Genomic DNA, 25,341 nt, shown 5'->3' with positions numbered 1-25,341 from the left:
ATTTATCTTTAAACTTTCAATGACCTCTTTATAAAATATATGTGAATAGGTTGATTTTATCATTTAAACCGTTGATTCAATAATTCTATATTATAGAAATACCTACAAACCATAGGTAGCAACAGAAAAACAAAAAAACAGAAATAACAGTATTATAATACTACTACTTTAATAAAGAGAAACTAAGATCTGCTAACATATTTAATACTAAAGATTGAAATGAGACTGCTATACTTTTTAAACATAAATGAATTTTATCACCGATTAAACTATATCCATTAAGCCTATAAATATGCTTGATTGAGTACCTTAAATATTAAAGAATTTTCTAAATTTATAGCTATTTATTAATTCAATATTTATAAATGTCTTTACTTCAATCAACCGTTGTTCAAAAATATCTTAAAACACTCAACGAAAAAAAAATAAAACAGAAATGGGAAATTTATAAAACTCATTTCCATGATCCGACTATTCAAGAAAACATTCGGAATGTTAAAGAAGAACAATACCAAGAGGGCTTTTTTCGTGATTTATTTGTTGATGTTTTAGGCTACACACTAAACCCTGAAACTGACTTCAATTTAACGACAGAACTTAAAAATGTCAAGGATAGCAAAAAAGCTGATGGCGGTATTATAGTCAATAATAAAGTTGTAGGTGTTGTTGAATTAAAAGGAACAGATACAACAGATTTATCAAAGGTAGAAAATCAAGCATTTGGTTATAAGAACAATCAATCAGATTGTAATTATGTCATTATTTCAAACTTTGAGAAATTACGCTTCTATATTGATAATGCTATTAACCATATCAAATTCGATTTATTTAAGCTTACAGAAGATGAATTTAGACTTCTATACTTATGCTTAGGTTACGAAAACATCAAGAAAAATATTCCTTTAAAGCTCAAAAAAGAATCTGTTAGTCAAGAGGACATAATAACCAAACAACTTTATGAAGATTATAGTTTATTTAAGCGTGAACTATTTAATAATTTAACGGCACTCAACCCAGCCGTTGAGCCATTGCTACTATTTAAAAAATCGCAAAAATTACTCGATCGCTTTTTGTTTTTATTTTTTGCAGAAGATCGACATTTACTTCCTCCTAATTCTGTTCGATTAATTTTAAAACAATGGAAGCAACTAAAAGAATTAGATGCTTATACACCATTGTTTGACCGTTTTAAAAAATACTTTGGTTATCTCAACACAGGACATAAGGGCGAGCAATACAATGTTTATCCATACAACGGTGGTTTGTTTAAACCTGACGAAGTTTTAGATACCATTGAAATTGACGATGATTTGCTGTATAAACATACGCTGAATTTATCTGAATATGACTTTAATAGTGAGGTAGATGTCAATATACTCGGACATATTTTTGAAAATTCACTGAATGAGATTGAAGAAATTCAAACACAGCTTGAAGAAAATTCAGATGAAATCAAGGTTTCTAAACGTAAAAAAGATGGTGTTTTCTATACACCTAAATACATTACAAAATACATTGTAGAAAATACTGTTGGTAAGCTATGCGAAGAACAAAAAGATAAGCTTGAAATAAATGAAGAAGATTACATTTTAAAACGTCAAAAGAAAACAAAAGAAAAACTACTAAAAAAACTTAAAACTTATCGTTATTGGCTTTTACAGCTTACAATTGTTGATCCTGCATGTGGTTCTGGTGCCTTTTTAAATGAAGCATTAAACTTCTTAATTGCTGAACACCACTACGTCGATGAATTAGAAACCAAACTCATGGGTGGCGGTTTTGTATTTCCGAATGTGGAAAACAGTATTTTAGAAAGTAACCTGTTTGGGGTAGATATTAATAATGAATCGGTAGAAATTGCCAAACTGTCTCTATGGCTTCGTACTGCACAACCCAACCGTAAACTCAACGATTTAAGTAATAACATTAAATGCGGTAATTCTTTAATCGATGATCCTGAGGTTGCAGGTCTTAAAGCCTTTAATTGGGAAACCGAATTTCCGCAGGTGTTTCAAGAAAAAAACAATAAAATTTACCATATCACCACAGCAATTCACGACAGCCGAACTTCACCCCGAATGAAACGCTATAAAGTAAGAGAACGTCGAGACGGCGGAACAAATCCGTACCCGAATGTGGTGTATTTTACCCCAGAAGATGACTATATAGTCACCAAAAGCATTAGCGAGATGGTAGAAGAAGACCAGTTGAAGCTATTGGCCTATAATATTTGTGGCGACCATATACATTTATTAATTGCCTGCGAGATAGAAGAGGTGCCAAGCATTATGCAAAAGCTAAAATCTGTCACATCGCGTAAAGTTAACAAAGCCAGAAAGTCCACAAAGGGTCATGCTACAAGGGGTCATGAAGAATCTACAAGGGGTCATGACCCCTTGCGAGAAGAAAAAAATAAACCATTGTGGCAACAAAAATATTCACAGCCTAAGGAAGTGACATCACACGAGCAGCTGAATAATACCATTAACTATATACAGCGTAACCGCAGTAAGCACGAACTACCCCAACACCCTAGAGCAACCCAAGCCTTGATTAACCAGATGTGTTGCACGATAGACGAAGCCTTTAAAACTGAATTTAAAGGTGGTTTTGATGTTGTGATTGGGAATCCGCCATATGTATTTGCAAGAGAAAATTTTACTAAAGATATTAAACAATATTACTCTAAAATATACAAGGCAGCAGAGTATCAAATCAATCTATATCTGTTATTTATTGAAAAATCAATTAAAATTATAAAAGATGACTCCAATTTTGGTTTGATTGTACCAAACGCATGGTTAATGGTTGATTCAGCAAAAGGACTAAGAAGCTTAATTTTAAAAAGTTGCTCTGTAAATCAAATTATTAACCTATCCGGATATTCTTTTGAAGGTGTAAATGTAGAAACGATAATTATTATCGCAACAAAAAATATTAATCCATTAAATACTATAAAAGTACTACTGAGTGCTAGAGAAGAATTTATATTATCTCATAGTAGGTGTCAACAGGATTTTTCAAAAAACAATGGATTTGAATTTAGGGTTTTTTCTAATGAACAAAGCGTTGAATTAACAAATAAACTAAAACTAAATTCAAAAGTTTTAGATAAGCTTGTTAATATAAGAGCTGGTTTACAAGCTTATGAAAAAAATAAAGGGGAGCCAAAACAGAGTGCTAATGATGTTAAAAACAGACCTTATGATTATGATTATAAATTTGATGAAAATACTCATAAATATCTTGAAGGAAAAGATGTGCAGCGGTATTCAATAAATTGGTCAGGTCAATATTTAGGTTATGGTAAACAGTTAGCTTCTCCCAGAACATTTGATTTATTTAATGGTGAGAAAATTATCATTAGGGAGATTACAGGAAAATTTCCTAATAGTATAATAGCTACATATAATGATGATATATACTTATATAATAGGAGTAATATTGGAATAATAGCCAAACAAGAAAAAAAAATATCACTTAAATATATTGTTTCAATCATTAATAGTAATATGATGTCTTATTACTTTTTGAAAAATACAGCTAAGTCAGTTAGAAAAATGTTCCCAAAAATAATTTTAAATGACTTAAGAAAGTTTCCAATAAAAGATATTTCTCCTTCAAAACAACAGCCCTTTATAGAGAAAGCAGACCAAATGTTGGCTTTAAATAAAGATTTACAAGCTGTATCTTCAAAATATCAACGCTCACTCCAACGCCAATTCCCAGAAGAATTAGAAAAACTCCCTAAAAAACTCCAAAATTGGTATGAATTGAGTTTTGCTGATTTTGTCAAAGAACTTAAAAAGAAAAAAATTAAACTGAGCCTAAGCGAAGCAGCCGAGTGGGAGGATTATTTTCTTGCTGAGCAACAAAAAGCTCTTGATATTAAAGCTAAAATAGACACCACAGACAAAGAAATCGACCAAATGGTGTATGAGTTGTATGGGTTGACAGATGAAGAGATAAAAATTGTGGAAGAATCGTAAATTAAAGTATAGGCCTTAATAATTTTTCATCCACGAGCTCCGCAAAGTAAAATATAAATGAAGCGAGCTAAATTGAGATTGTTGAAAATAGTTAGGTTATGGGAGATAAAAAGGAAATGGTAAATCACTTAGAGACTAATGATATATTTAGAGAACTCAAAAAAGACACACTATTTCGTTTTCATGAATTGTATTATTCACTTAGAATAATTAATGATGGTATAAAACTATTTGATGATGGTAGTCATTATCAACTCAACGTGATATGCGGCCAATTGAGAAGTCTGTTCTTTGAAAATAGTTCAGGATTGAAGCCGTTGTTAATTGAAATTATAAATTTAGTCGATAAGAAGCCATTTATTTATGCCAAAGAAACTGAAGCAGAAAGATTTGTAACAATAAATAAATTAAACCTTTATTTAATCAATTCCTCAATTAATCATCAAAAGGACTATAGGAAATATACTCTAGATGAATTTTTACAACTTAGCGCAGTTACTCTCAATGAGATAAAATTACCTTTATCAAAGGTTGTGTCTAAATATTCAAACACTTTTGGTGGCTCACATTACTCCGATAAAATACCAAAATACATTATTCAATTAATGAGCATTAAATTTAATGGTTTAAATTCTATTGAATATGTAATTGCTAAACAAACAAGAACTCTTTATAACTATGGTTATGAGGTACTTCGTTCAACTATTGATTTAGATTTTTTTATTAACCTGAAATTAAAAGAGAATAATTCTGGAGAAGATTTAAGTATTATAAATTACCTTTTAACAATAACGGCTTTTCAGTTAATCTTTCTTCAAATAATAAGCTTAACGTGGTAATACATGATAGCTTAAACAATTTTTTTGAGTATATGATAGATATGAAAGAGAATTTCAATAAGCATTTACTCTTTAACTTAGAAATTTCGATTAATTCTAGTTTTGAAACCATTATAAAATTATACATAAATAATGAATGCTTGAAGTCTGAAGTTATTAGTAAGCCTATCATTTTTATAAATGAACTTCATAACCATGAATTTTATTTAAATAAAAAACGAAAAGAGCAACCACAAGATTATTCTTTTAAGGCTGGGGATTTATTTTATTTTAATGAAATAAATCACATTGGTAAAAAATCAGACATTTTTGGGCATTGTAAAAATTTAAAATCGATGAAGACAATCCAAGAAAATAATTTTGGGTATAAGAAAGCAAATGACACAAAAATTTATTTTACAAATTCTAATTAAATGAAAGCAAACGAACTACCCATTATAAATTTTTTACAAGCACCTTATGTGCAATTTTTTATACTTGTATACCAACGTAATTATGACTGGACGAATAAAAAGGACTACAGATAACAGCGTATATAGTTTATGGCGGATTTTGTACTATACCAAATTGTAGTATTTTTTTAGAAAATTAAAATCTTAGCCGAAAGGCGAGGGGTTTTTATCCTGCCACCCATATACGCAAACCGCTTACCGTCATTAGTACTGTTTATTATTCTAATCTGTATGCTTTTAATTAGCTTATAACAAAATTCAATAAACTTGATTTTCAATTAAAGCTGTATTTAATTTAATTGACAAAAGATTAAAAACAAATATTTTCGGAATATTCTCGGAATATTATAAACAAAAGAACCTGTAAAGTGTTGAAAATCAACACGATACAGGTTTTACAAGTACTCGGAGCGGGAATTGAACCCGCACGACCGCAATGGTCATTGGATTTTAAGTCCAACGTGTCTACCAATTCCACCATCCGAGCGCGTCTGAGCGAAAGACGGGATTTGAACCCGCGACCCCCACCTTGGCAAGGTGATGCTCTACCCCTGAGCTACTTTCGCAGTATTTTTAAGAACTTTATTGCGGGTGCAAATTTACTGCTTTAATTGAGTTTTCAAAACTTTTTCATGAAAAAAAGATGCTTTTTTTTGAAGTTTTTTATATCTCATTGATTTAAAATCGCTTAGCCTTTTTGTTTGATCATTCTTTTTATTTCATTCAGCTTCATCAAGGCTTCTACTGGGGTGAGCGTGTCAATATCTAATATTGATATCTCATCTCTGATCTGTTCCAATAAAGGATCATCAAGCTGAAAAAAACTGAGTTGATCCGTTTGTTGAGCTTGTTGTTCTAGCTTTTCTTCAATTTCATCTTGTCCATGTGTGGCTTCCAAACGTTTTAAAACCGTATTCGCTTTTGAAATCACATATTGAGGCATGCCGGCCATTTTAGCAACATGAATTCCAAAACTGTGTGCGCTGCCACCTTCTTTTAGTTTTCTAAGAAAGAGAACAGTGTCTTTTAATTCTTTGACAGAAACATTGAAATTTTTGATTCTTTCAAAGTGTGATGTCATTCCATTAAGTTCATGATAATGCGTTGCAAATAATGTTTTTGGCTGATGCGGGTGTTCATGTAAATATTGGCTAATCGCCCAAGCAATCGAAATGCCGTCATAAGTACTTGTCCCACGACCGATTTCATCAAGAATCACCAAACTGCGTTCAGAAATGTTATTCAAAATACTCGCCGTCTCATTCATCTCTACCATAAAGGTGGATTCGCCTTGAGAGATATTATCACTGGCGCCAACTCTTGTAAAGATTTTATCAACAATTCCGATATCAGCAGCTTTTGCAGGAACAAAACAACCGATTTGTGCTAATAGTACAATTAAAGCTGTTTGCCTTAAAATCGCAGATTTACCACTCATGTTTGGCCCAGTTATCATAATGATTTGCTGACTTGCATTGTCCAAATAAATGGAGTTGCTGATGTAACTTTCATCGTGTGGTAATTGTTTTTCAATCACAGGGTGACGTCCATCTTCAATAGAAATAGTTAAACCATCATTTAAGCTTGGTTTTCTGTAGTTTTCAGTTCTTGCTAATTCTGAAAAACTGGCTAAACAATCCAATTGTGCGATGGTTAAAGCATTTTGCTGAATGACTTTAATGTAATCTTGCATTGCAATGACTAAATCAGAAAAAAGTTGCTGTTCTAAGCTTTGTATTTTTTCCTCGGCACCCAATATCTTGGCTTCATACTCCTTGAGTTCCTCAGTAATGTATCGTTCGCTATTCACCAGTGTTTGCTTGCGAATCCATTCCTCAGGGACTTTATCTTTATGTGTGTTTCTGACTTCAATATAATAGCCAAAGACATTATTACTCGAAATTTTCAAGCTCGAAATTCCTGTTTTTTCTGTTTCACGCTTAAGCATTTCATCAAGATATTTTTTTCCGGAATTTGATAAATCTCTGAGTTCATCCAATTCTTCTGAGTAGCCTTGAGCTATCGCTTGACCTTTGATAATATTGACAGGCGCATCTTCCTGAATGGCTTTGCTGATCGTGTTTTTTAAACTTTCACAAGGGTTTAAATTATCTAAAATTGCATTTAAACTCTCGTGTTTATTTTCTTTTAAAAGCTTTTTAATTTCGCCTAAAGCATTGAGCGAATTTTTGAGTTGAACAACTTCACGTGGTGTAATTTTTAAGGTGGCCACTTTTGAAATCAAGCGTTCAAGATCATTGATTTGTTGAAGTTGATTTTTAATATTTTGATGTAAATCTGTTTTATTCTTAAAATAATCAACAACCGCGTGTCGACTTTCAATCGCAGATTTTTGCTTTAAAGGTAAGGCAAGCCATCTCTTTAATAAACGGCTACCCATCGCTGATGAAGTTTTGTCAATCACATCTAAAAGCGTGATGGCTTGTGATGTATTTCCTTGATAAAGTTCAAGATTACGAATGGTGAATTTATCCATCCACACATAATCGTCACGAACAATTCGTGAAATTGAGCTGATGTGTTTTTTGTCAGTATTTCGGGTTTCATTGAGGTAATGAATAATTGTTCCTGCTGCGATCTTCGCTTCATAGAAATCTTCAATCCCAAATCCTTTTAATGATTTTGTTTCAAAGTGCTGATTGAGGATGTCTTGTGTATAATCAATTTTGAAAACCCAATCTTCTAAAAAGAAAGTGTTGAGATGCGGATTAAATTCTTCCTTAAAAGTATTTTTAAGTTTTTTAGAAACTAAAATTTCGCTTGGCTGAAAGTTTTGAATCAGCTTTTCCATATAAGCTTTATCACCTTCAGCAACAAAAAATTCGCCAGTAGAAACATCTAAAAAACCGATGCCGTAATGATTTTTTCGCCAAAAAATCGCTGCTAAAAAGTTATTTGATTTGCTGCTTAAAACATCGTCGTTATAAGAAACACCAGGCGTCACTAATTCCGTTACACCACGTTTGACAATTTTTTTGGTTTGACTCGGATTTTCAAGCTGATCACAAATGGCAACACGTTCGCCAGCTCTGACGAGTTTTGGTAAATAAGTGTTTAATGAATGATGCGGAAAGCCTGCCAACTCAAGTTTTTCATTTCCATTATTTCTGTTGGTCAAAACGATGTTGAGAATATGCGCTGTTTTGATGGCATCTTCTCCAAATGTTTCATAAAAATCGCCTACACGAAACAACAATAAAGCATCAGGATATTTTTCCTTGATTGCGTTATATTGCTTCATTAAAGGTGTTACTTTTGCAGCTTTACTCAAAATCTATTTTTTTGCTAAAATAAGATTTCTAAAGTAATAAAGAACAAAATTGAGCGAGCTTAATACGAAAATGAAGCAGACGAAAATGAGAAAATTAAAGAACAGCGAATTAAACAGATTGAGTGTTGATGATTTCAAAAAAACAGACAAAACACCGATGACTGTTGTATTAGATAATGTTAGAAGTTTAAACAATATCGGTTCTGTATTTAGAACTTCAGATGCTTTTTTGATTGAAGAAATTATGCTTTGTGGTATCACAGCTCAGCCACCACATCGCGATATTACAAAAACGGCTTTGGGTGCGACTGATTCAGTTAGATGGCGATATTTTGAAACGACTTTAGAAGCACTTGAAGAGCTGAAAGATCATCAGATTGTTTCTGTGGAGCAGGCAGAAAATTCAGTGATGCTCAATGACTTTCAACCCGCCAAAGATCAAAAAATAGCTTTGGTTTTCGGGAATGAAGTGAAAGGTGTGCAACAGGAAGTTGTTGATCAAAGTGATGTTGTTTTAGAGATACCTCAGCTTGGGACAAAACATTCTTTCAATATATCGGTGAGTGTTGGTATTTGCCTGTGGGATGTTTTCAACAAACTCAAATCATAAAAAAAGCTCCGATTAGCGGAGCTTTTATAAATTACAGAGAAACTTTTAAATTTCTTCTAAAACTTTTTCAAGTTTATCTCTCACTTCTTTTGCATGTGTTTTAACTTTTTCGTTTTCAATCATTTGCATTGCAACCGACGGATCCATCGCTGCAACTTCAACATCGCCATTATCGAGCTCTCTTAATGTGACATTACAAGGGAGAAGTGTACTGACTTGAGGTTCTAAACTGACAACTTTATCAGCATATTCAGGGCTGCAAGCACCAAGAATGAGATGTGGTAGATAATCTTTATCAATTTTTTTCTTCATTGTGGCTTGAAAATCAATTTCAGTTAAAACGCCAAAACCTTGTGTTTTTAATGCAGCCTCAACCTTTGGACGTAAGTCTTTGACACTTGTATTTTTGAAAATTCGGTTGTTATAATAAGACATGTTTTTATTTTTAAGTTGTTTAAATTTAATGATTTAAGACTTAATTAGGCTTAAAATCATATTAAAAGTCAACTCTTCTAATAAACTTAATCTATAACGTAATACTTTTGAAACCTTTCTTTTGGAGTTGGAAATTATAGAGAATCCCATTTTCGACGATTTCCATTTCTTGAGGTAACTCTGAAGCTTTCACACCAAATTTTTTCATAGAAAAACCACAAGCGAATATTTTGACGTTATAATTTTTCGCTAAATCTAAATAGCTTTTCATTTGTTCATGATCTTTAGTTTCTAAAATTGTTTTTCCGCAAATTACGACGTGGAACTCACCAAAAGTGTTTCCATCTTGTGTCGCTAAATCTTTTGCAGCATAAATGATAGGCTTGAGTTGAGGTACCTTTCTGGTTAAAACGACATAGTTTTCTTTTTCATTATGCGGAAGATGTGAAGTTTTTTGAGCTAATAGGTTTTGAGTTCCTAAAAAACTAAAAAAAGCGAAGGTTATTAAAATTAAATGTTTCATTGTTTTATGATTTTTGTTTTGAAAAATTATTTAAAGCGAAAATTAAAAGTCCTCCTAAAATGGCTACATTTTTAAAAAGAGGCCCTAAACTGCTGACTTGTCCAATTTGAATTGTCAAGGTAATCGGAATTAAAACGATAATTAAAGCGATGGCTGCTAATTTGGTTTTGAAACCAATCAATAAAGCTAAACCCGCTATTAACATAATGATTCCCGAGGTGATTACAGCAACTTCTGGCGGTCCCATCAAGTTGCCAATCATTCCAAATTTTGCAGATTCTATGCGACCTACGGTTTTTTCAAGCTGGAATAGGTGGTTTAAACTGGCAACAATAAAGATTAAACTGAGCATCATTCTTAGGAGAACAATAGAAAGCTGACTGACTTCAATTTTATTAGATTTTAGCATTTTTATATTTTTAATTAATGAAATTGATAATTCGTTCCTGGCAGTTGAGAAAGAACATTCTCGCCTAAATCCAAGGCTTGTGAGCGTCCATCAATTCGAGGTGCTATCGTTCCTTTTTCTTTTAAATGTTCAGCCAAAACATCGTGAACAGTATAGTCATGAATAACAGGATTGATTGCATTTGGCATGCGGCACATCATATGGTCAGGCTCTCCCTCACGACGACAAGCTGAAATGCTATATTCTTTATCAAGTCTGAGAGGTTCACCACCAACAGTGATGGAAACGATGCGTTCTCCTTTTGGTTTTTGTGCATTAAATTTGAGTTCCATACCTGAAAAACGAACTAACCAGCCACCAAAACGTTCAGAAGGGTTAGCTGCAAAAACATTATGTAATTCCTGTTCTAACCAGTCTGTCAGTTGTTGGCCTGTTGCTTTTCCTGTTTTTACATACTCGTTAACAGGGAGCATGCTCCATAGATAAGCTCTGGTAATTTCAGCTAATCCATCTTTTCCAGGATTGAGAGGAGGGCTAAAACGAAAGCCATTTGAAAAAGAAATATCAACACCTGTTTTCTCTCTCATGGCATCTGTAATGAAGTTGTCCATTGGATTTTCAACAACGAAATATCGATAAAGTGGAGTAGATGTATAGCCTAAAATTTTTTTTGTTTCTTTTTCATAAGGTGCAACAGCTTTATCAATGATTTTGACCAACTCAGAATCTGCGGGATATATTTCTGGATCAACTTCCATTAACTCATAATTTTCATCTATGATTTTTCCATCATTAACAATGAGTTCCAATTTTCCAACAAAAGAAGCAAAAGCACCAGGCTCAGTAATTTTAGTATACTTGCCTTGTAAAGGTTGACGAATACGCTCATGAGTGTCGTTACCAAGCAAGTAGTCAACTCTTTCAAAACTTGGGTGGTTGGCTAAATCAAATTGTTTACTAATACCGATATGGGAAACCACAAAAAGAATATCGACACCTTCTTCATCTTTTAGTTTGTCAATTAACATCTTAATATTATCGTGCACCTTATCAAACTTAATCCCTTGGCTAAAAGAGGGATTTTGTCGGACAGGGATTTCAGGATCGTTGTATGAAATAAAGCCTATTTTAACGTCTTTCATTTCTTTGATGAAATAAGGAGGAAATAAATGATCTTCAGTTTCATCGTCATACATATTTGCAGCAATGACGGGAGTATTATAAGCTTTAAGAACATCAAGCATCACTTGTTTACCGTAAACAACTTCCCAATTTCCAGGGATGAGAAAATCATAATTCATATTCTTAATAATTGGAGAAAAAGCTGAGCCTTTTGATAAGGCTGCCACAGCACTCCCTTGTATAAGGTCGCCACCATCAATGATGAGTGTTCCTTCAGGATTTTTTTGTCTTTCAGTCTCGAAAAGTGTTTTTACGTGTGCTAAACCTCCTAGGCGCTTAAATTTAATTTCACCATCCTCCCAAAACAATTCGTCATGAGGGAAGATTTGTCCGTGAATATCTGCTGTTTGTAATATTGTAAGCGTATCGTTTTCTAGCTTATCGGATTCTTTTTCTTGTACTTCATTAGCTTTTGTTGTACAAGATATTGTCAGGCCTACTATTAGACCCATAAATAAAATACGTTTCATTATTGTTTATATCTAAAATAAATATGTTTTTTAAAATGATGCTATACTCATAACATCATGAATTCAGTTTTTTGATCTTTTAAATAAAAGTTAACTGATAAAACATCGCATATTTTGGTACAGAATATAAAGCGGAACTGCTTGTAATTTGGGAACTTTTCGGTCAATAATAACCAAAGGAAGTTTGATGATAAGAGGTTTTTGAAAAGATAAATCAGTGTGTACGCCTGCAAAAAGAAATTGCTGATGATTATAAGGCTTAGATTTTGTAACTCTTGTTTTGTTAAAATCAACTCGGCAGCACTTTTGAGCTTGTGTTTTTTGTATTTTGAGTTGACTTGAGGCATTAGATTTATCAAGATTGAGATTAGCCTCTATGGTGTGACGAAGAGAACAATGCGAAAAAATAAGCATCAAACTCATTAAAATGAGTTGAGCTGTCATTATTTTTATAGTCGCATTGTTCTTTATCATGTCACAATAATATACTTAATCTGTGAGTACATCTGTGACATAAGTTACAAATCGATAAGACTTACTTATTTTGTAATTGTTTCAATCTCTAAACCACTTGCAAGCATTTTATGTACTGGGCATTTGTCTGCGATTTGATATAATCTTTGGCGTTGCTTTTCATCGAGATCACCTGTGACTCGCAATGTTTTAATAATGCGGGCATCTTTAAATTTATTTTCAATTAACTCAATATCGGTGTGGACATCTTCCAATGGCCATTCTTTTCTATCGGCATACATTCTTAGTGTTGCACCAGTGCATCCAGCAAGCGCTGCGATTAGAAGTTCTGTTGGCATCATGCCCAAGTTTCCGCCATCGAGATCTTTGGGTTCATCTGAAATGATATGGTGTCCTGTTTCTGATTTAATATCAACCTTGTATTTTTGGTTTGTCCCTATTGATGTGATTTTTGCCATTTTAATTTTGTTTTAATTTTCACTAAAATTATTTAAATCTATTGAGCAATACTTGCTTTAGTTATTAAGATTTTACTAATCTTTTTTAGGACAATAAAAACGCCTTACCAGCTCATGAAAACCAGTAAGGCGACAAACAATAAAACAAATGATCATTGTGGTGTTATCCACAAATCAATCAAACACTAACATTAAGTCTTTTTTCTAATTGAATAGATTTTGGAAACAAAATGTTATTTTCAAGATGGATGTGTTTATGCAAATCCTCTTCAAATTCTTTTAGCATCGCGTAAGTGACGCGGTATGTGTTACAAGCATCAGCTGGTGGTTGGTAACCGCTTGTCTCATTTTCGATGATGCGGAGTAAATCTCCAGCAGTTTCATGCTCGTGCTCCATCATGTCGATAGGGTTTTCAACACTTCCAAAGTGAGGTTTTTCAATTTCTTTATTAGTCAATTCAGCCTGAACCAATTTTTTAATGAAAGGGAAGAGGATAAGTTCTTCTTTCTTCATGTGTGAAGCTAGTTCTTGAGCTAATTCTTTAAAAGCAGTATTGATTTTAAAAAGCTCAGGATGTCTCTCTCCATGCACTTTACAAAGCTTATCTAAAAATTGAAGTAAAGGTTGTGATTTGCTTTCAACATAGCGGTGATGCGTTTTTTCAACATAATCAGCTAATAAGTCTAATGGCCATTGTTTAAAGTCAGGCTCTCCAGTTGATTTAGCGTTTAAAATCGCATCAAGTTCAGCTTCTATTTTTTCTGCATTGATTTTCTTTTTTGTGCAAACTTCATCGATTTGTCTATTTCCTTTACAGCAGAAATCTATTCCGTAATTTGAAAAGATAGCCGCAGTTCTATAGTCTTGTGCGACGAGTTCGCCGATCTGTTTTTGAAGTAATTGTGTCATAATTTTTGTATTTAAGATAAAATTGTCCGGTTTATAATTAAATTTTTTTTTAATTTTTAAAGTTTTAAATATGAAATACCCACCTCTACATCAGTGGCTAAATCATGGAGACTTGTTGTACTTAGAACTGATTTCAGATCATCTCTGATTGATTTGAACTGATAATGCATAGGGCAGGGTCTATTTTTGTTACATTTTTTAAATCCTAAAGCGCATCCATTATAGATCTTGTCTCCATCAATTGCATAAACGATATCTTTAAGTTTAACATTATTATATTTTGTTTCAGATATGTAAAAGCCTCCATGTGCACCTCTTAAGCTTTGTATGATATTTTCTCTTGTGAGTATCTGTAAGACTTTAGCGGTAAATGCTTTAGGGCTGTCAATATTATCGGAGATATCGCCAAGACTAACTCGTTTATTGACAATACTTTGTTGAGTAATAAACACAGCAGCTTTAATTCCGTATTCACAAGCCTTTGAAAACATAATGAAATTATTTACATTGCAAATATATAATATTTAATCAGGACTTATTAGTCTTTATTATGACTTTTGTCATATTTTACATAGATTAGTCTTATTAAGTTTGTACTGTGTTAATCTAAAAATCAAAAACATGAAGAATTATTTGAATTTAGCATTTGTATTGATGCTTTCAATCTTCCTTGTTAACTGTGGTGGTGAGCCTCAGAAAGAGTCTGAAAAAGACAACAAAGTAAGTTTGAAAAAAACAACAAAAAAAGAAAGTAAAAAGTCAGACACTAAAAAGGTAAAAGCCTCTGAAAGAGTTGTGCTTGATAACAAAGGTGTAGGCCCAATTAAAAATGTTGACTTGGCTGATGATGTCAATCAAGAGATGGCTGATAACGGTAAAGCAGTATATGACAAAATGTGTACAGCTTGTCATAAAATCGATAAACGTTTTATCGGTCCAGCACCAACAGGTATTTTAGACAGACGTGCACCTGAATGGGTGATGAATATGATCTTAAATCCTGAAGAAATGGTTCGTAAAGATCCATTAGCTAAAGATTTATTAATGGAGTTTAATGGTTCGCCAATGGCAAATCAAGGTCTTACTGAGGAAGAAGCAAGATCTGTATTAGAATACTTCCGAACACTATAGTAACATAATTTAATCCTAACACAGTATGAACTTAAAAAATTTAGGAATCGGTTTACTATCAATTTTCTTCGCAGTAAGTTGTGGTAAATCAGAGAAAAAAAGCGGAAGCAATGGCGCTTTAAATAAGAGCCATGCTGAGCAAGTTTACGTCGCTCCAGGTGAGCACGATGATTATTATGCATTTATTTCTGGAGGCTATAGCGGTAACCTATTGGTTTACGGTTTACCCTCAGGAAGAATGTTTAAAGAAATCCCAGTTTTTAGCCAATTCCCAACTTCTGGGTATGGTTATTCTGAAGAAACAAAAGCAATGTTAAACACTTCACATGGATTTATTCCTTGGGGAGATTTACACCACCCTGATATTTCTCAAACAGATGGTGTAACTGATGGACGTTGGGTTTTTGTCAACGAAAACAACACACCGCGTATCGCACGTGTTGATCTAGAAACTTTTGAAACTGTTGAGGTTATCGAGGTGCCAAACAGTGCAGGTAACCACAGTTCATCTTTTGTAACAGAAAACACTGAATATGTTGTTGCAGGAACACGTTTCTCGGTTCCATTTCCACAACAAGACATCAGCATTAAAGACTATAAAGGAAAATTTAAAGGTGCTTTATCATTTATTAAAGTAGATCAAGAAACTGGTGCAATGGATATCAATTTCCAATTAATGATGCCTGGTTTTAACTATGATTTATCTCACCCTGGTCGTGGTCAGTCTCACGGATGGTTCTTCTTTACAACTTATAATACAGAAGAAGCAAGCACATTATTAGAGGTTAATGCATCACAAAATGACAAAGACTTTATTGCAGCTGTTAACTGGAAGAAAATTGAGGAGTATGTTGCAAATGGCGGAGGCGAAATGATGCCAGCTGAATATGCACATAACACTTATGATCACCATACTCATGTCGGAAAATCTGAAATGAAAAAAGAGGTTAGAATCGTGAATCCTTCTGATGTACCTGGTGCAGTATTCTTTTTACCAACACCAAAATCACCACACGGTTGTGATATATCTCCTGACGGACAATATATTGTTGGTAATGGTAAATTATCAGCTAACTTAACTGTTCACTCATTCCCTAAAATGATTAAGGCAATTGAAAATGAAAGTTTTGATGGTGAAGCTTATGGTATTCCTATCTTAAACTTTGATGAAACATTAGCCGGTGTTGTTGAAAATCCAGGTTTAGGGCCACTACACACTGAGTTTGATGATAAAGGAAATGCTTATACAACATTCTTTATTACTTCTGAAGTTGTGAAATGGGAGTTAGGTTCATGGGAAATTAAAGACAGAAAACCAACTTACTACTCTGTTGGTCACCTTACAATTCCTGGAGGTAACTCACGTAAGCCAGATGGTAAATATATGTTTGCGATGAACAAGATTACAAAAGACCGTTACTTACCAGTGGGTCCAGAACTTGAGCATTCAGCACAGCTTTATGACATTAGTGGAGATAAGATGGAGTTAATTTCTGACTTCCCAACGCACGGTGAACCTCACTATGCAGCTGCGATTAAAGCAGATAAGGTTGCGCCAAACTCAAGAAAAATTTATAGACTTGACGAGAATGAACATCCTTATGCTGTGAAGAATGAAGGTGAAACAAAAGTTGTAAGAGATGGTAAAACAGTTCATGTTTACATGTCAACAATTCGTAGCCACTTTAATCCAGATAATATAGAAGGAATCAAAGTCGGTGACAAAGTATACTTCCATATCACTAACTTAGAGCAAGACTTTGATGTCCCTCACGGATTTGCAATGATAGGGCAAAATAACTCAGAGTTATTAATTATGCCAGGTCAAACAAAAACAACGACATGGGAGCCAGATAGAGTGGGTGTATGGCCATTCTATTGTACTGACTTCTGCTCTGCACTTCACCAAGAAATGCAAGGTTATATAAGAGTTTCTCCAGCAGATTCTGATATTGAGTTAAGCTGGTCTCTAGGTGAAGAATAACACCTGATCACTGAATTTTAATTATCAAAGGGCGAGTCGATTCACATTGCTCGCCTTTATTACTAAACTAGAGAAGTATGAAAACTGCTAGTACAATAATGATAATAGGCTCTGCTTTATTATTGAGCTTATTCATTTATCCTTTATGGGTTGTTGAACTTGAAGCACCACAATACCCAGACGGATTAGGAATGTTTATTCATTTAAATGGGCTTCAAGGATTTACTGAATTTGATTTACAAAATATTGATGGTTTAAACCATTATATCGGAATGCAAACTTTACCTAAAGCTCACGAAATGTGGGAGTTTAGTGTTTTTCCTATAGTTGTAGGAGGTATGGCAATTTTAGGAATCATTGTCGGGTTTCTAGGATTTATAGGAAAAATATCACATAATTGGTTCTTATATTGGCTAATTTTAATGACAGTTTTAGGCGTCTTAGGTATGTTTGATTTTAATGCATGGATGACTGATTATGGTTCAAATCTAGATCCGAATGCAATCATCAAAGTGACTGAACCAGATGGAACACCATTTAGCTATAAGCCACCACTTTTAGGCTCAAGAGATATTCTTAACTTTACAGCAATCTCTTATCCTGGTACAGGAGGTATATTTTTAACAATAGGAATGTTTTTAACCTTTATTGCCTATTTAGTAGGATTCAAAACAAATAAAAAATAAGCTATGAAAAATGTTTTCACTTTATTGATTATTCTTGCTTTAAGCAGCTGCACAAATGAGAAAAAACCAATTGTTTACGGAAGTGATGCATGTGACTTTTGCAGAATGAATATCGTTGATAAAATTCATGGTGCCGAAATTGTAACCCAAAAAGGAAAGGTTTACAAATTTGATGCTATAGAATGCATGATTAACTTCAAAGACGATATGACAAAAGAAAAAGTCGATATGTTTTTTACAAATCACTACCTAAAGCCAGAGGAACTTATCAGAGCTGAGCAAGCAACATTTTTGATCAGTGAAAATATACCAAGTCCGATGGGTGAGTATATCACTGCTTTCCCCACTAAGGTTGATGCAGAAAAAGTTCAAGCCGATAAAGACGGTGAGCTTTACACTTGGGAAGAATTGCTTAAACAGCAAGCAAACTAAGCTTAGCTATTGTTTTACATACACTTATTTTTTGAATCTATGTTTTCAAAATTTTTTATAAAAATCACTTCTTTCTTGAGCATTTTTTTATTGTTCACGCAATCATTCAATGCTCAAGATATTGAGGTGTGCCAGACTTGTGAAACTAGATCAATTTCTGATGCGATTTCTCAAGCCAAACCTGGAGACAAAATTATTGTGAAAGAAGGTGTTTATAAAGAACACAAAATCATCATTGATAAACCTATCACGCTTATTGGTGAAAACTTACCAATAGTTGATGGAGAAAATAAAGGAGATATTTTTCAGGTATTTGCTGATTCTGTCACAATTGATGGTCTTAAGCTCATCAATGTTGGCTCAAGTTACACATCCGATTTTGCAGCAATACGCTTAAGTCGTGCTAAAAATTTTCTTATTCAAAACTTAGAGTTGAGAAAAATATTTTTCGGTATATATTTAGAAAAATCACATCACGGAACAATCAGGAATAACAACATCCTTGGCGATGCAGTTAATGAACACAATTCAGGAAACGGCATACATTTATGGTATTCTAAAAACGTAAAAATTGAAGACAATCTCATTCAAAAAGTGAGAGATGGTATTTATTTAGAATTTGCTGATGATTGTGTTATTTCTAATAATAAAAGCATTGATAATTTAAGATACGGCTTGCATTTCATGTTCTCAAATGATGATGTTTATCAACATAATATCTTTGAAAATAACGGTGCAGGTGTCGCAGTGATGTTTTCCAAAAGAATTGAAATGATCAGAAATGAATTTAAATACAATTGGGGAACAGCAGCCTACGGACTTCTTTTAAAAGAAATTAATGATGCCACCATTGAAAGTAATATTTTTGAAGAAAACACAACAGGAATTAATGTTGAAGGTTCAAACAGAATTACATACACCAAGAACGATTTTAAGGACAACGGAACAGCAATTAAAGTATTGGGTGCTTGTTACGATAACATTTTTACACTCAATAACTTTCTATATAATTCTTTTGATGTGAGTTTTAACAGTCGATTGAACACCAATCGCTTTCATCAAAATTACTGGAGCGAATATACAGGCTATGATTTAGATGAAGATGGTTATGGAGATGTCCCTTACCGACCTGTTAAGCTCTTTAGCTACGTTGTTAATCAAATTCCAGAAGCGATTATATTAATGAGAAGTCTTTTTGTTGATATTATTGATTTCTCTGAAAAAGTATCACCAGTTTTTACACCCGATAATCTCTTGGATGAAGAACCTTTAATCCGAAAATATAATGATTAAGATAGATAACCTACATAAAAAATTTGGTAAAAATGAAGTCCTCAAAGGTGTTGATCTCAACATACCAGAAAAAGGTATTTTTGCAGTCTTGGGTCCAAATGGATCAGGAAAAACCACCTTGATTAAATCTATTTTAGGCATGGTGGTGCCCGATAAAGGCAAAATATTTATCAAAGGAAAAGAAACTCAACAGAACGGAGCTTATAGATCTGATATAGATTATTTACCTCAAATTGCTAACTTTCCTAACAACTTAGGTGTTAAAGAATTGATTAAAATGATCAAAGATTTGAGAGGTGTTAATGCAGATTATGATGAACTGATCAAGGTTTTTAAACTCGAACCATTTTTGAATAAAAAATTGAATAATCTGTCAGGCGGAACCAAGCAAAAAGTGAATATCGTTCTGACATTTATGTTTGATAGCCAAATCGTTATTCTTGATGAGCCTACAACTGGGCTAGATCCCGTGGCTTTGATTCATTTAAAAAACCTGATTAAAAAAGAAAAAGAGAAAGGAAAAACAATATTAGTGACATCTCATATCATGAGTTTTGTAGAAGAAATTTCAGACGAAATTGTTTTTATCCTTGAAGGAAAAATCTATTTCAAAGGAAATCTTCAAGAACTCCGTGAGAAAACAGGAGAAGCAGATTTTGAACATGCTATTGCTAACCTTTTAATGAAAGACCATGCTTAAGATATTAAAATACAGTTTTTTTGATTTGATTAGAAGCCGATGGAGTTATGTATATTTACTCTTTTACTTGCTTTTAGGCTTTGTGTTGCTTTTCTTAAATGAAGATTTATCAAAAGCAGTCATTACTTTAATGAATGTCATCATTATTCTAGTTCCATTAATCGGAACCATATTTGGCGTGATGTATTATTACGATTCCAAGGAGTTTACAGAACTTTTATTAGCACAACCCGTTAAAAGATCATCAATTTTTATAGGTCAATATCTCGGTGTTTCGCTCTCACTTGTGATGAGTCTAGTGATTGGTTTAGGCTTACCATTTGTTTTTTATGGATTGTTTCAATCATCAGCTATCTTTGATTTTACTTTACTGCTAGTAACAGGAGCCTTATTAACACTTGCGTTTACGGCAATCGCATTTAATATTGCGCTTTATAACGAAAATAAAATTAAAGGTTTTAGTTATGCTATTTTGATGTGGCTTTTTATGGCAGTGATTTATGATGGTTTATTTTTGATGTTTTTAGTGATTTTTGACACTTATCCATTAGACAAATTTTCTCTGATAGCGACCATGCTGAATCCAATTGATTTATCGAGAATTTTAATTTTATTAAAGTTGGATATTGCAGCATTATTAGGTTATACAGGTGCTATTTTTAAAGAGTTTTTTGGTACAAACACTGGCTTATTTTCTGCTTTAGGCGCTTTAATGATTTGGGTTGTTTTACCTGTATTTAATATTTATAGAAAATCGAAGAAAAAAGATTTCTAAGTGAGTTTATCTCTTAAAAAACAAACCAATATTTCTTTAAGCTTTTTTTTAATCGCTGCGGTAATTGGTTTGTTTTTACGTTTTCTTTTTATCGCTGATGTAGAGGTTGATTTTAAATATTTTCTACATGCGCACTCCCATGTTGCTTTGATGGGATGGGTTTATTTAGCAATGCTCGTTTTGATTCGTTTGTGTTTTTTTGACACTAAAAAAAATAAAAAGCAATACAATGGTATTTTTGTTTTTACCTTAATTACTGTTGTTGGTATGTTGTGCAGTTTTCCGTTTCAGGGCTATGCTGCAATTTCAATCACATTTTCAACTTTGTTTTTATTTGCAAGCTATTGGTTTTATTGGTTCTTCATAAAGCATGCATCTAAGCAAACAAGACAACTCCATTCTTATCGCATCCTCAAATACGCTTTAATCTATATGCTCATTTCTAGTATTGGACCGTGGGCAGTTGGCGGAGTGATGGCAACTTTAGGATCAGGTTCTGTTTGGTACCGTATCGCAATTTATTTTTATTTACATTTTCAGTACAATGCTTGGATTATTTTAGGCCTGATAGGCATATTCGTTTATGTTCTTGAACATAAAGGTATTTTGATAGAAAAAAAAGCAATCAAGGTTTTCTTAATGTATTTCAACTCAGGACTTATTCTCACTTTTTTCTTATCAATTTTGTTTATTGAACCACATGGGATTTATTATATTTTATCAATAGCAGGAGGAGCTTTACAGTTAGTGAGTTTGTATTATATCAAAGAAGCTATACCTGATTTAAAGACAAAAGTTAAACAGATATTTTCTCATTTAGAATTTACTCTTCTTAAATGGGTGTCAATTCTTTTGCTGATCAAGTTTGTTATTCAGTTTTTCGCTGGATTCAAACCTATTGCTGATTTAATTACAAATTATAAAAACTTGACAATTGGTTTTTTACACTGGACATTTTTAGGCGTCATCACGTTGAGTCTTTTCGTTTTGTTGAGTTATTTTAAACTCATAAAAATCAATAAAGCAGTCATCTATTTCTATGCTTTAGGTTTTCTTTTAACCGAAGCTTTGATATTTTGGAGACCTATTTCGTTTATTTTTAATCTAGATTTTTCCATACCTCAATATATATTGTTGTTTGTTGCAAGCTTATTGCTTGTTATCGGTATATTGATCATCATGCTAAAACAGTTTACCAAGAAAATTTAGCTTGAAACAAAAGTTTTTATAATGTCTTCGTAATCTTTTTCACTATATAAATTAAAACCAGACTCCTTTAAGTTTAAAAAATCTTTTGATGTTGGTGAGGAAAAATAAGAACCTTCGTTGATATTTTGACGATGAGTTTTTATGAATGAACTATTTTCAATTTGCCTTAAAGCTTGAATTATAAGATCTGTTCCACCACGATAAATGTGTGTAATATGCCATAATAAAGATTTACTTGAATTTGTTTTTAAGAAAGACTGACTAATAATCTCTCCTGTATCTATACCTGAATCTGTTATTTTATGAAAGGTGCATCCAATCTTATCATTCTGATCAATTAAAGCGTGTAAAGTTGCCATGATACCTCTGTAATGTGGAAGTATTCCAGAGTGAAGGTTAAGTAAACCATGCTTAGGAATGGCTATGATGTCATCTTTGAAAATTTGACCAAATCGTATTGAAATGAATATGTCAGGCTGCTCTTTTCTCATGAAATCAACAAATTCTTTTGAATTGACTTTTGGAGCTTTCTTAAATGGGAAGCTATTAAAAGAATCATCTAAAAATTCAAAATTTGAGCATGAATCTTGTGATGCTACTTCATTAAAAAACCTTTCTTTTTCTAAGTATTCAATTTGTTGAAGTATTTCAGATCTTTTAGAAGAATGACCAACTTGATCAGTGTAATAAATTTGAACTTGATGTTTTAAAAGTTCGGGTTTTAATAACTGATATGCAATATTTGCATGCATATCTTTATTGAGAAACAATACAATTTTCATGATATAATGACGATTGATGATTTACAACCAAAACTGATCAGTGGTATTCTCTTCAAATTTAATCTCGTTGTGTATATCTTCTATTTTCTGAAGTTCTTCTGGAGTTGCATCCGATTGGATGGCTTTAAACAATTCACGTTCTTCGTAACGTATATGCGCTTCGAGTTCTTCTTTAATGCTTTTTAAAGAAGCTTCAATGTTCTCTTTTTCATTAAATAGAGAAATCAATCGCTGATGGTCGGCGAGCGCCTTCTTAACCATTGGATGGTTATTTCCTAAAATTGGAAAGATGTACTTTTCTTCTTCTTCGAAATGTTCTAAAATATGATTTTTAAAAAACCAATCAGTATATTTCTTGATGCGTTCTGGTGCGATATCTTTTGAAAATCCCATTTTGATTTTCCAGCCTAATAGTAAGCTGTGGTGGTGTTCTCTGCTAAAAGGAATAAGGGCGCTATGCCTTTTAATAGGTTTTGGTTTTGACATGCTATTTAAAATTAAAGATGTTTTTCTAGTTCTTTGACAATTTTTGATTTTTCGCTATCTGCATAAATACCGTAAGCATTGAGAATCATTCCTTTCACTTGATGCTCATCAGAGCTGATGGCGTAAAGTATCATTTGGTCACCAGGATCAGTTTCACCTTCGAAACGATAGATTTCATCTATTGTAAATTCATCTGCAGATAAGCTTAAGTTTTGTTTATTACAAACGATGCAATCTTCAGCTGCTTTTAAACTAAAGTCTGTTGTATAGCCACGCTTCATTAAATCGTTCATTGCTTCAGAGACAGTGTCGTATGATTTTCTATTTTCCATAATTAATTATTTTCTAAGTACTCTTTAAGAACAACAGCTTGATTAGATTCTTCATTTTTGGCGCCAAACAATAAACAGAGTTGATGATCTTTCCTAATTTTGTTGATGCGTTTAACATCTTCTGAATTTTCTTTGAGTTCTTTTTTGTACTTCACTTTAAACTCATCAAACTTTTCATCATCGTGGTCAAACCACTTTCTCAAATCTGTAGATGGTGCAATTTCTTTATTCCACTCATCTAGATTTGCATCTTCTTTACTCACGCCACGTGGCCAAACTCTATCAATGAGCATGCGATAGCCATCATTTTGACTGGCATCATCGTAAACTCTTTTTAAGATAATTCTTTTCATCAAACTAAAGGATTTGAATTATTCTGTCTATGGTGCTCTATTTTAAATAAAAACATCTGTGCCATTTTATTGGCTCTCCATCGCGCTTCTTCAGCTATCTCACCCTTGAAATGTTCATCAAGAGTTTCTTCAAACAAACTCAACCATCTTTCAAAATGTCTTTTATCAACAGGCAAATGGGCGTGAGGTCTAAAGGGTGCACCATAATAAGTATGTTCATCTAATAAAACTGTTTGCCAAAACTGATACATTTTCTCAAGATGTTTTGGCCAATTATCCTGAATAATTTCATTAAAAATATTGGCCAAAAGTCCGTCATTACGAATTTTTGTATAAAACGAATCCACAAGAAGCTTCACGTCATCAAGATGTGTAATATCTTTCTTCATAGCTTTATTTTTCTCTCAAATTTAAGCTTTTTGAATGATAAAGGATAAGCTTATCCGATTAAATCCTTGAAATTAATGTGGCGTAGAAACCATAATGTGAGCTCTGTGCGTTCCAGGATCCATCAACCATGGCATGCCAGGTGCATGAGGTTTTGCAGGAATTCCTGTTTCTTCAACAGTGGCATAAGGAATGTAAATCACATATCTGAATTTACCATCTTTAAGATGTCCTGTTTCAGGATTAAGATTTTTATCATCACCAGTAAAAACATAAAGCATGCTTGGTTCGTCAGGCATTTGAAGTTTGCCAGCTTCAACTTCTTTTTTTCTGATATCTCTTATTTCTGTGACGCTTTTACCTTCATTTTTGAGGTCACGTCCTCGTGACATAAAAGGTTCAAGTTTCGTGCTATAGCAATCAATTTTAACGCCTTCTTTGTTTGGGTTATCAGCTAGGCAGATCAAGTTGTTTGTCCCTTTTTTTAGAAGAATAAGTTCGCCTTTTTGATCATAGCCATATACAGTTGCATTGGCTTGGCTTTCTTCAGGAGCAACTTGTAAAGCCATTTTGATTTGTACTTCTTTTGGTAAAACTTTTGAGCTTTGCGCAAAAAGAGCTGTTCCAAATAGGAGTAAAAATAATGTTGTGATGTTGGTTTTCATGATGTTAAATTTTGTTTTCATGAAATATACAAAATATCTCACACAAGGTATGAGAGTCATTAAATTACTCTGTGACTGAATCT

At 33.0% G+C, this 25,341-nt stretch carries 27 protein-coding genes and 2 tRNA genes; 12 read left to right on the top strand and 17 right to left on the bottom strand.

All coding sequences use genetic code 11. From position 1 onward, the window contains the following. Nucleotides 1–365 precede the first annotated feature (365 nt). From BLV84_RS12435 to BLV84_RS06335, 3 genes are all read left to right on the top strand, one after another. Entirely contained in the window at nucleotides 366–3,989 is a 3,624-nt protein-coding gene (locus tag BLV84_RS12435; protein ID WP_143521333.1) for an Eco57I restriction-modification methylase domain-containing protein, read from the top strand. A 98-nt stretch (nucleotides 3,990–4,087) separates the two neighbouring features. Further along, nucleotides 4,088–4,828 (top strand): hypothetical protein, encoded by a 741-nt coding sequence (locus BLV84_RS06340; RefSeq protein WP_093241788.1) that lies wholly within the window; start codon nucleotides 4,088–4,090, stop codon nucleotides 4,826–4,828. Nucleotides 4,829–4,860: 32 nt separating this feature from the next. Then, on the top strand, nucleotides 4,861–5,241 hold the full coding sequence (locus tag BLV84_RS06335) for a hypothetical protein (RefSeq protein WP_093241785.1): 381 nt from the start codon (nucleotides 4,861–4,863) through the stop codon (nucleotides 5,239–5,241). A gap of 441 nt (nucleotides 5,242–5,682) precedes the next feature. On the opposite strand, the gene BLV84_RS06330 is transcribed toward BLV84_RS06335, so the two are convergent. The 3 genes from BLV84_RS06330 to mutS form a co-directional block, all read right to left on the bottom strand. After that, nucleotides 5,683–5,767, bottom strand: a tRNA-Leu gene (locus tag BLV84_RS06330). A gap of 7 nt (nucleotides 5,768–5,774) precedes the next feature. Continuing rightward, nucleotides 5,775–5,846, bottom strand: a tRNA-Gly gene (locus tag BLV84_RS06325). Nucleotides 5,847–5,968: 122 nt separating this feature from the next. Beyond that, nucleotides 5,969–8,575 (bottom strand): DNA mismatch repair protein MutS, encoded by a 2,607-nt coding sequence (gene mutS / locus BLV84_RS06320; protein WP_093241782.1) that lies wholly within the window; start codon nucleotides 8,573–8,575, stop codon nucleotides 5,969–5,971. 82 nt (nucleotides 8,576–8,657) lie between these two features. Between mutS and BLV84_RS06315 the strand changes: the two genes are divergently transcribed. Then, complete coding sequence (locus BLV84_RS06315) at nucleotides 8,658–9,182, top strand: RNA methyltransferase (protein WP_093242274.1); 525 nt, start codon at nucleotides 8,658–8,660, stop codon at nucleotides 9,180–9,182. A 45-nt stretch (nucleotides 9,183–9,227) separates the two neighbouring features. On the opposite strand, the gene BLV84_RS06310 is transcribed toward BLV84_RS06315, so the two are convergent. The 8 genes from BLV84_RS06310 to BLV84_RS06275 all read right to left on the bottom strand — a co-directional run bounded on the left by BLV84_RS06310 (nucleotide 9,228) and on the right by BLV84_RS06275 (nucleotide 14,534). Next, nucleotides 9,228–9,617 carry a DUF302 domain-containing protein gene (locus BLV84_RS06310; RefSeq protein ID WP_093241779.1) on the bottom strand — a complete coding sequence of 130 codons (390 nt, stop codon included), beginning with the start codon at nucleotides 9,615–9,617 and terminating at the stop codon, nucleotides 9,228–9,230. Between the two features lie 91 nt (nucleotides 9,618–9,708). Further along, a complete protein-coding gene (locus tag BLV84_RS06305) occupies nucleotides 9,709–10,140 on the bottom strand; it encodes a DsrE family protein (protein WP_093241776.1) in 432 nt (143 codons plus the stop codon). A 4-nt stretch (nucleotides 10,141–10,144) separates the two neighbouring features. Further along, a complete protein-coding gene (locus BLV84_RS06300) occupies nucleotides 10,145–10,549 on the bottom strand; it encodes a DoxX family protein (protein WP_234953104.1) in 405 nt (134 codons plus the stop codon). 14 nt (nucleotides 10,550–10,563) lie between these two features. Beyond that, nucleotides 10,564–12,201, bottom strand: coding sequence for a bifunctional metallophosphatase/5'-nucleotidase (locus BLV84_RS06295; RefSeq protein ID WP_093241773.1), 1,638 nt, complete (start codon nucleotides 12,199–12,201; stop codon nucleotides 10,564–10,566). 90 nt (nucleotides 12,202–12,291) lie between these two features. Beyond that, nucleotides 12,292–12,675 carry a hypothetical protein gene (locus tag BLV84_RS06290; RefSeq protein WP_143521332.1) on the bottom strand — a complete coding sequence of 128 codons (384 nt, stop codon included), beginning with the start codon at nucleotides 12,673–12,675 and terminating at the stop codon, nucleotides 12,292–12,294. 65 nt (nucleotides 12,676–12,740) lie between these two features. After that, nucleotides 12,741–13,133 carry an OsmC family protein gene (locus BLV84_RS06285; protein ID WP_093241766.1) on the bottom strand — a complete coding sequence of 131 codons (393 nt, stop codon included), beginning with the start codon at nucleotides 13,131–13,133 and terminating at the stop codon, nucleotides 12,741–12,743. A 178-nt stretch (nucleotides 13,134–13,311) separates the two neighbouring features. Further along, nucleotides 13,312–14,043: an iron-sulfur cluster repair di-iron protein gene (gene ric, locus BLV84_RS06280; RefSeq protein WP_093241762.1), complete on the bottom strand. Its 732-nt coding sequence runs from the start codon at nucleotides 14,041–14,043 to the stop codon at nucleotides 13,312–13,314. A 56-nt stretch (nucleotides 14,044–14,099) separates the two neighbouring features. Beyond that, nucleotides 14,100–14,534: an RrF2 family transcriptional regulator gene (locus BLV84_RS06275; protein ID WP_093241757.1), complete on the bottom strand. Its 435-nt coding sequence runs from the start codon at nucleotides 14,532–14,534 to the stop codon at nucleotides 14,100–14,102. 130 nt (nucleotides 14,535–14,664) lie between these two features. Here BLV84_RS06275 and BLV84_RS06270 point away from each other — a divergent pair, with 130 nt between their 5' ends. From BLV84_RS06270 to BLV84_RS06235, 8 genes are all read left to right on the top strand, one after another. After that, nucleotides 14,665–15,174 carry a c-type cytochrome gene (locus tag BLV84_RS06270; protein ID WP_093241754.1) on the top strand — a complete coding sequence of 170 codons (510 nt, stop codon included), beginning with the start codon at nucleotides 14,665–14,667 and terminating at the stop codon, nucleotides 15,172–15,174. Nucleotides 15,175–15,199: 25 nt separating this feature from the next. After that, entirely contained in the window at nucleotides 15,200–17,158 is a 1,959-nt protein-coding gene (gene nosZ, locus BLV84_RS06265) for a Sec-dependent nitrous-oxide reductase (protein ID WP_093241751.1), read from the top strand. Between the two features lie 77 nt (nucleotides 17,159–17,235). Next, entirely contained in the window at nucleotides 17,236–17,844 is a 609-nt protein-coding gene (locus tag BLV84_RS06260; RefSeq protein WP_093241747.1) for a hypothetical protein, read from the top strand. A 3-nt stretch (nucleotides 17,845–17,847) separates the two neighbouring features. Further along, nucleotides 17,848–18,276: a nitrous oxide reductase accessory protein NosL gene (locus BLV84_RS06255; RefSeq protein WP_093241744.1), complete on the top strand. Its 429-nt coding sequence runs from the start codon at nucleotides 17,848–17,850 to the stop codon at nucleotides 18,274–18,276. Between the two features lie 39 nt (nucleotides 18,277–18,315). Next, complete coding sequence (locus tag BLV84_RS06250) at nucleotides 18,316–19,569, top strand: nitrous oxide reductase family maturation protein NosD (RefSeq protein WP_093241741.1); 1,254 nt, start codon at nucleotides 18,316–18,318, stop codon at nucleotides 19,567–19,569. Further along, nucleotides 19,562–20,269, top strand: coding sequence for an ABC transporter ATP-binding protein (locus BLV84_RS06245; protein ID WP_093241737.1), 708 nt, complete (start codon nucleotides 19,562–19,564; stop codon nucleotides 20,267–20,269). The genes BLV84_RS06250 and BLV84_RS06245 overlap by 8 nt, the downstream gene beginning before the upstream one ends. Beyond that, nucleotides 20,262–21,044 (top strand): ABC transporter permease, encoded by a 783-nt coding sequence (locus BLV84_RS06240; protein WP_093241734.1) that lies wholly within the window; start codon nucleotides 20,262–20,264, stop codon nucleotides 21,042–21,044. The genes BLV84_RS06245 and BLV84_RS06240 overlap by 8 nt, the downstream gene beginning before the upstream one ends. Further along, on the top strand, nucleotides 21,045–22,253 hold the full coding sequence (locus BLV84_RS06235; protein WP_093241721.1) for a hypothetical protein: 1,209 nt from the start codon (nucleotides 21,045–21,047) through the stop codon (nucleotides 22,251–22,253). On the opposite strand, the gene BLV84_RS06230 is transcribed toward BLV84_RS06235, so the two are convergent. The 6 genes from BLV84_RS06230 to BLV84_RS06205 form a co-directional block, all read right to left on the bottom strand. Then, on the bottom strand, nucleotides 22,250–23,035 hold the full coding sequence (locus tag BLV84_RS06230; RefSeq protein WP_093241718.1) for a formyl transferase: 786 nt from the start codon (nucleotides 23,033–23,035) through the stop codon (nucleotides 22,250–22,252). The genes BLV84_RS06235 and BLV84_RS06230 overlap by 4 nt on opposite strands. Nucleotides 23,036–23,056: 21 nt before the next feature. Beyond that, the gene (locus tag BLV84_RS06225) at nucleotides 23,057–23,521 is read right to left on the bottom strand and encodes a hemerythrin domain-containing protein (RefSeq protein WP_093241715.1); all 465 of its coding nucleotides are present in this window, start codon (nucleotides 23,519–23,521) and stop codon (nucleotides 23,057–23,059) included. 11 nt (nucleotides 23,522–23,532) lie between these two features. Then, a complete protein-coding gene (locus tag BLV84_RS06220) occupies nucleotides 23,533–23,853 on the bottom strand; it encodes a phosphoribosylpyrophosphate synthetase (RefSeq protein ID WP_093241711.1) in 321 nt (106 codons plus the stop codon). 2 nt (nucleotides 23,854–23,855) lie between these two features. Next, the gene (locus tag BLV84_RS06215) at nucleotides 23,856–24,206 is read right to left on the bottom strand and encodes a DUF488 domain-containing protein (protein ID WP_093241703.1); all 351 of its coding nucleotides are present in this window, start codon (nucleotides 24,204–24,206) and stop codon (nucleotides 23,856–23,858) included. Next, entirely contained in the window at nucleotides 24,206–24,595 is a 390-nt protein-coding gene (locus tag BLV84_RS06210; protein WP_093241698.1) for a group III truncated hemoglobin, read from the bottom strand. The genes BLV84_RS06215 and BLV84_RS06210 overlap by 1 nt, the downstream gene beginning before the upstream one ends. A gap of 72 nt (nucleotides 24,596–24,667) precedes the next feature. Next, complete coding sequence (locus BLV84_RS06205; protein WP_093242264.1) at nucleotides 24,668–25,258, bottom strand: hypothetical protein; 591 nt, start codon at nucleotides 25,256–25,258, stop codon at nucleotides 24,668–24,670. Nucleotides 25,259–25,341: the final 83 nt, after the last annotated feature.

Origin of the sequence: Psychroflexus halocasei (genome assembly GCF_900107595.1) — a bacterium.
Taxonomy (GTDB): domain Bacteria; phylum Bacteroidota; class Bacteroidia; order Flavobacteriales; family Flavobacteriaceae; genus Psychroflexus; species Psychroflexus halocasei.
Note: the sequence above shows the minus strand (reverse complement) of the source record. Positions and strands in the feature narration are given on the sequence as shown.

What these genes read in the sequence shown, in the direction of transcription:
- BLV84_RS12435 (WP_143521333.1), top strand. Translation starts at nt 366, where the DNA reads ATGTCTTTACTTCAATCAACCGTTGTTCAAAAATATCTTAAAACACTC.
- BLV84_RS06340 (WP_093241788.1), top strand. Translation starts at nt 4,088, where the DNA reads ATGGGAGATAAAAAGGAAATGGTAAATCACTTAGAGACTAATGATATA.
- BLV84_RS06335 (WP_093241785.1), top strand. Translation starts at nt 4,861, where the DNA reads ATGATAGATATGAAAGAGAATTTCAATAAGCATTTACTCTTTAACTTA.
- BLV84_RS06315 (WP_093242274.1), top strand. Translation starts at nt 8,658, where the DNA reads ATGAGAAAATTAAAGAACAGCGAATTAAACAGATTGAGTGTTGATGAT.
- BLV84_RS06310 (WP_093241779.1), bottom strand. Translation starts at nt 9,617, where the DNA reads ATGTCTTATTATAACAACCGAATTTTCAAAAATACAAGTGTCAAAGAC.
- BLV84_RS06305 (WP_093241776.1), bottom strand. Translation starts at nt 10,140, where the DNA reads ATGAAACATTTAATTTTAATAACCTTCGCTTTTTTTAGTTTTTTAGGA.
- BLV84_RS06300 (WP_234953104.1), bottom strand. Translation starts at nt 10,549, where the DNA reads ATGCTAAAATCTAATAAAATTGAAGTCAGTCAGCTTTCTATTGTTCTC.
- BLV84_RS06295 (WP_093241773.1), bottom strand. Translation starts at nt 12,201, where the DNA reads ATGAAACGTATTTTATTTATGGGTCTAATAGTAGGCCTGACAATATCT.
- BLV84_RS06290 (WP_143521332.1), bottom strand. Translation starts at nt 12,675, where the DNA reads ATGATAAAGAACAATGCGACTATAAAAATAATGACAGCTCAACTCATT.
- BLV84_RS06285 (WP_093241766.1), bottom strand. Translation starts at nt 13,133, where the DNA reads ATGGCAAAAATCACATCAATAGGGACAAACCAAAAATACAAGGTTGAT.
- ric (WP_093241762.1), bottom strand. Translation starts at nt 14,043, where the DNA reads ATGACACAATTACTTCAAAAACAGATCGGCGAACTCGTCGCACAAGAC.
- BLV84_RS06275 (WP_093241757.1), bottom strand. Translation starts at nt 14,534, where the DNA reads ATGTTTTCAAAGGCTTGTGAATACGGAATTAAAGCTGCTGTGTTTATT.
- BLV84_RS06270 (WP_093241754.1), top strand. Translation starts at nt 14,665, where the DNA reads ATGAAGAATTATTTGAATTTAGCATTTGTATTGATGCTTTCAATCTTC.
- nosZ (WP_093241751.1), top strand. Translation starts at nt 15,200, where the DNA reads ATGAACTTAAAAAATTTAGGAATCGGTTTACTATCAATTTTCTTCGCA.
- BLV84_RS06260 (WP_093241747.1), top strand. Translation starts at nt 17,236, where the DNA reads ATGAAAACTGCTAGTACAATAATGATAATAGGCTCTGCTTTATTATTG.
- BLV84_RS06255 (WP_093241744.1), top strand. Translation starts at nt 17,848, where the DNA reads ATGAAAAATGTTTTCACTTTATTGATTATTCTTGCTTTAAGCAGCTGC.
- BLV84_RS06250 (WP_093241741.1), top strand. Translation starts at nt 18,316, where the DNA reads ATGTTTTCAAAATTTTTTATAAAAATCACTTCTTTCTTGAGCATTTTT.
- BLV84_RS06245 (WP_093241737.1), top strand. Translation starts at nt 19,562, where the DNA reads ATGATTAAGATAGATAACCTACATAAAAAATTTGGTAAAAATGAAGTC.
- BLV84_RS06240 (WP_093241734.1), top strand. Translation starts at nt 20,262, where the DNA reads ATGCTTAAGATATTAAAATACAGTTTTTTTGATTTGATTAGAAGCCGA.
- BLV84_RS06230 (WP_093241718.1), bottom strand. Translation starts at nt 23,035, where the DNA reads ATGAAAATTGTATTGTTTCTCAATAAAGATATGCATGCAAATATTGCA.
- BLV84_RS06225 (WP_093241715.1), bottom strand. Translation starts at nt 23,521, where the DNA reads ATGTCAAAACCAAAACCTATTAAAAGGCATAGCGCCCTTATTCCTTTT.
- BLV84_RS06220 (WP_093241711.1), bottom strand. Translation starts at nt 23,853, where the DNA reads ATGGAAAATAGAAAATCATACGACACTGTCTCTGAAGCAATGAACGAT.
- BLV84_RS06215 (WP_093241703.1), bottom strand. Translation starts at nt 24,206, where the DNA reads ATGAAAAGAATTATCTTAAAAAGAGTTTACGATGATGCCAGTCAAAAT.
- BLV84_RS06210 (WP_093241698.1), bottom strand. Translation starts at nt 24,595, where the DNA reads ATGAAGAAAGATATTACACATCTTGATGACGTGAAGCTTCTTGTGGAT.
- BLV84_RS06205 (WP_093242264.1), bottom strand. Translation starts at nt 25,258, where the DNA reads ATGAAAACCAACATCACAACATTATTTTTACTCCTATTTGGAACAGCT.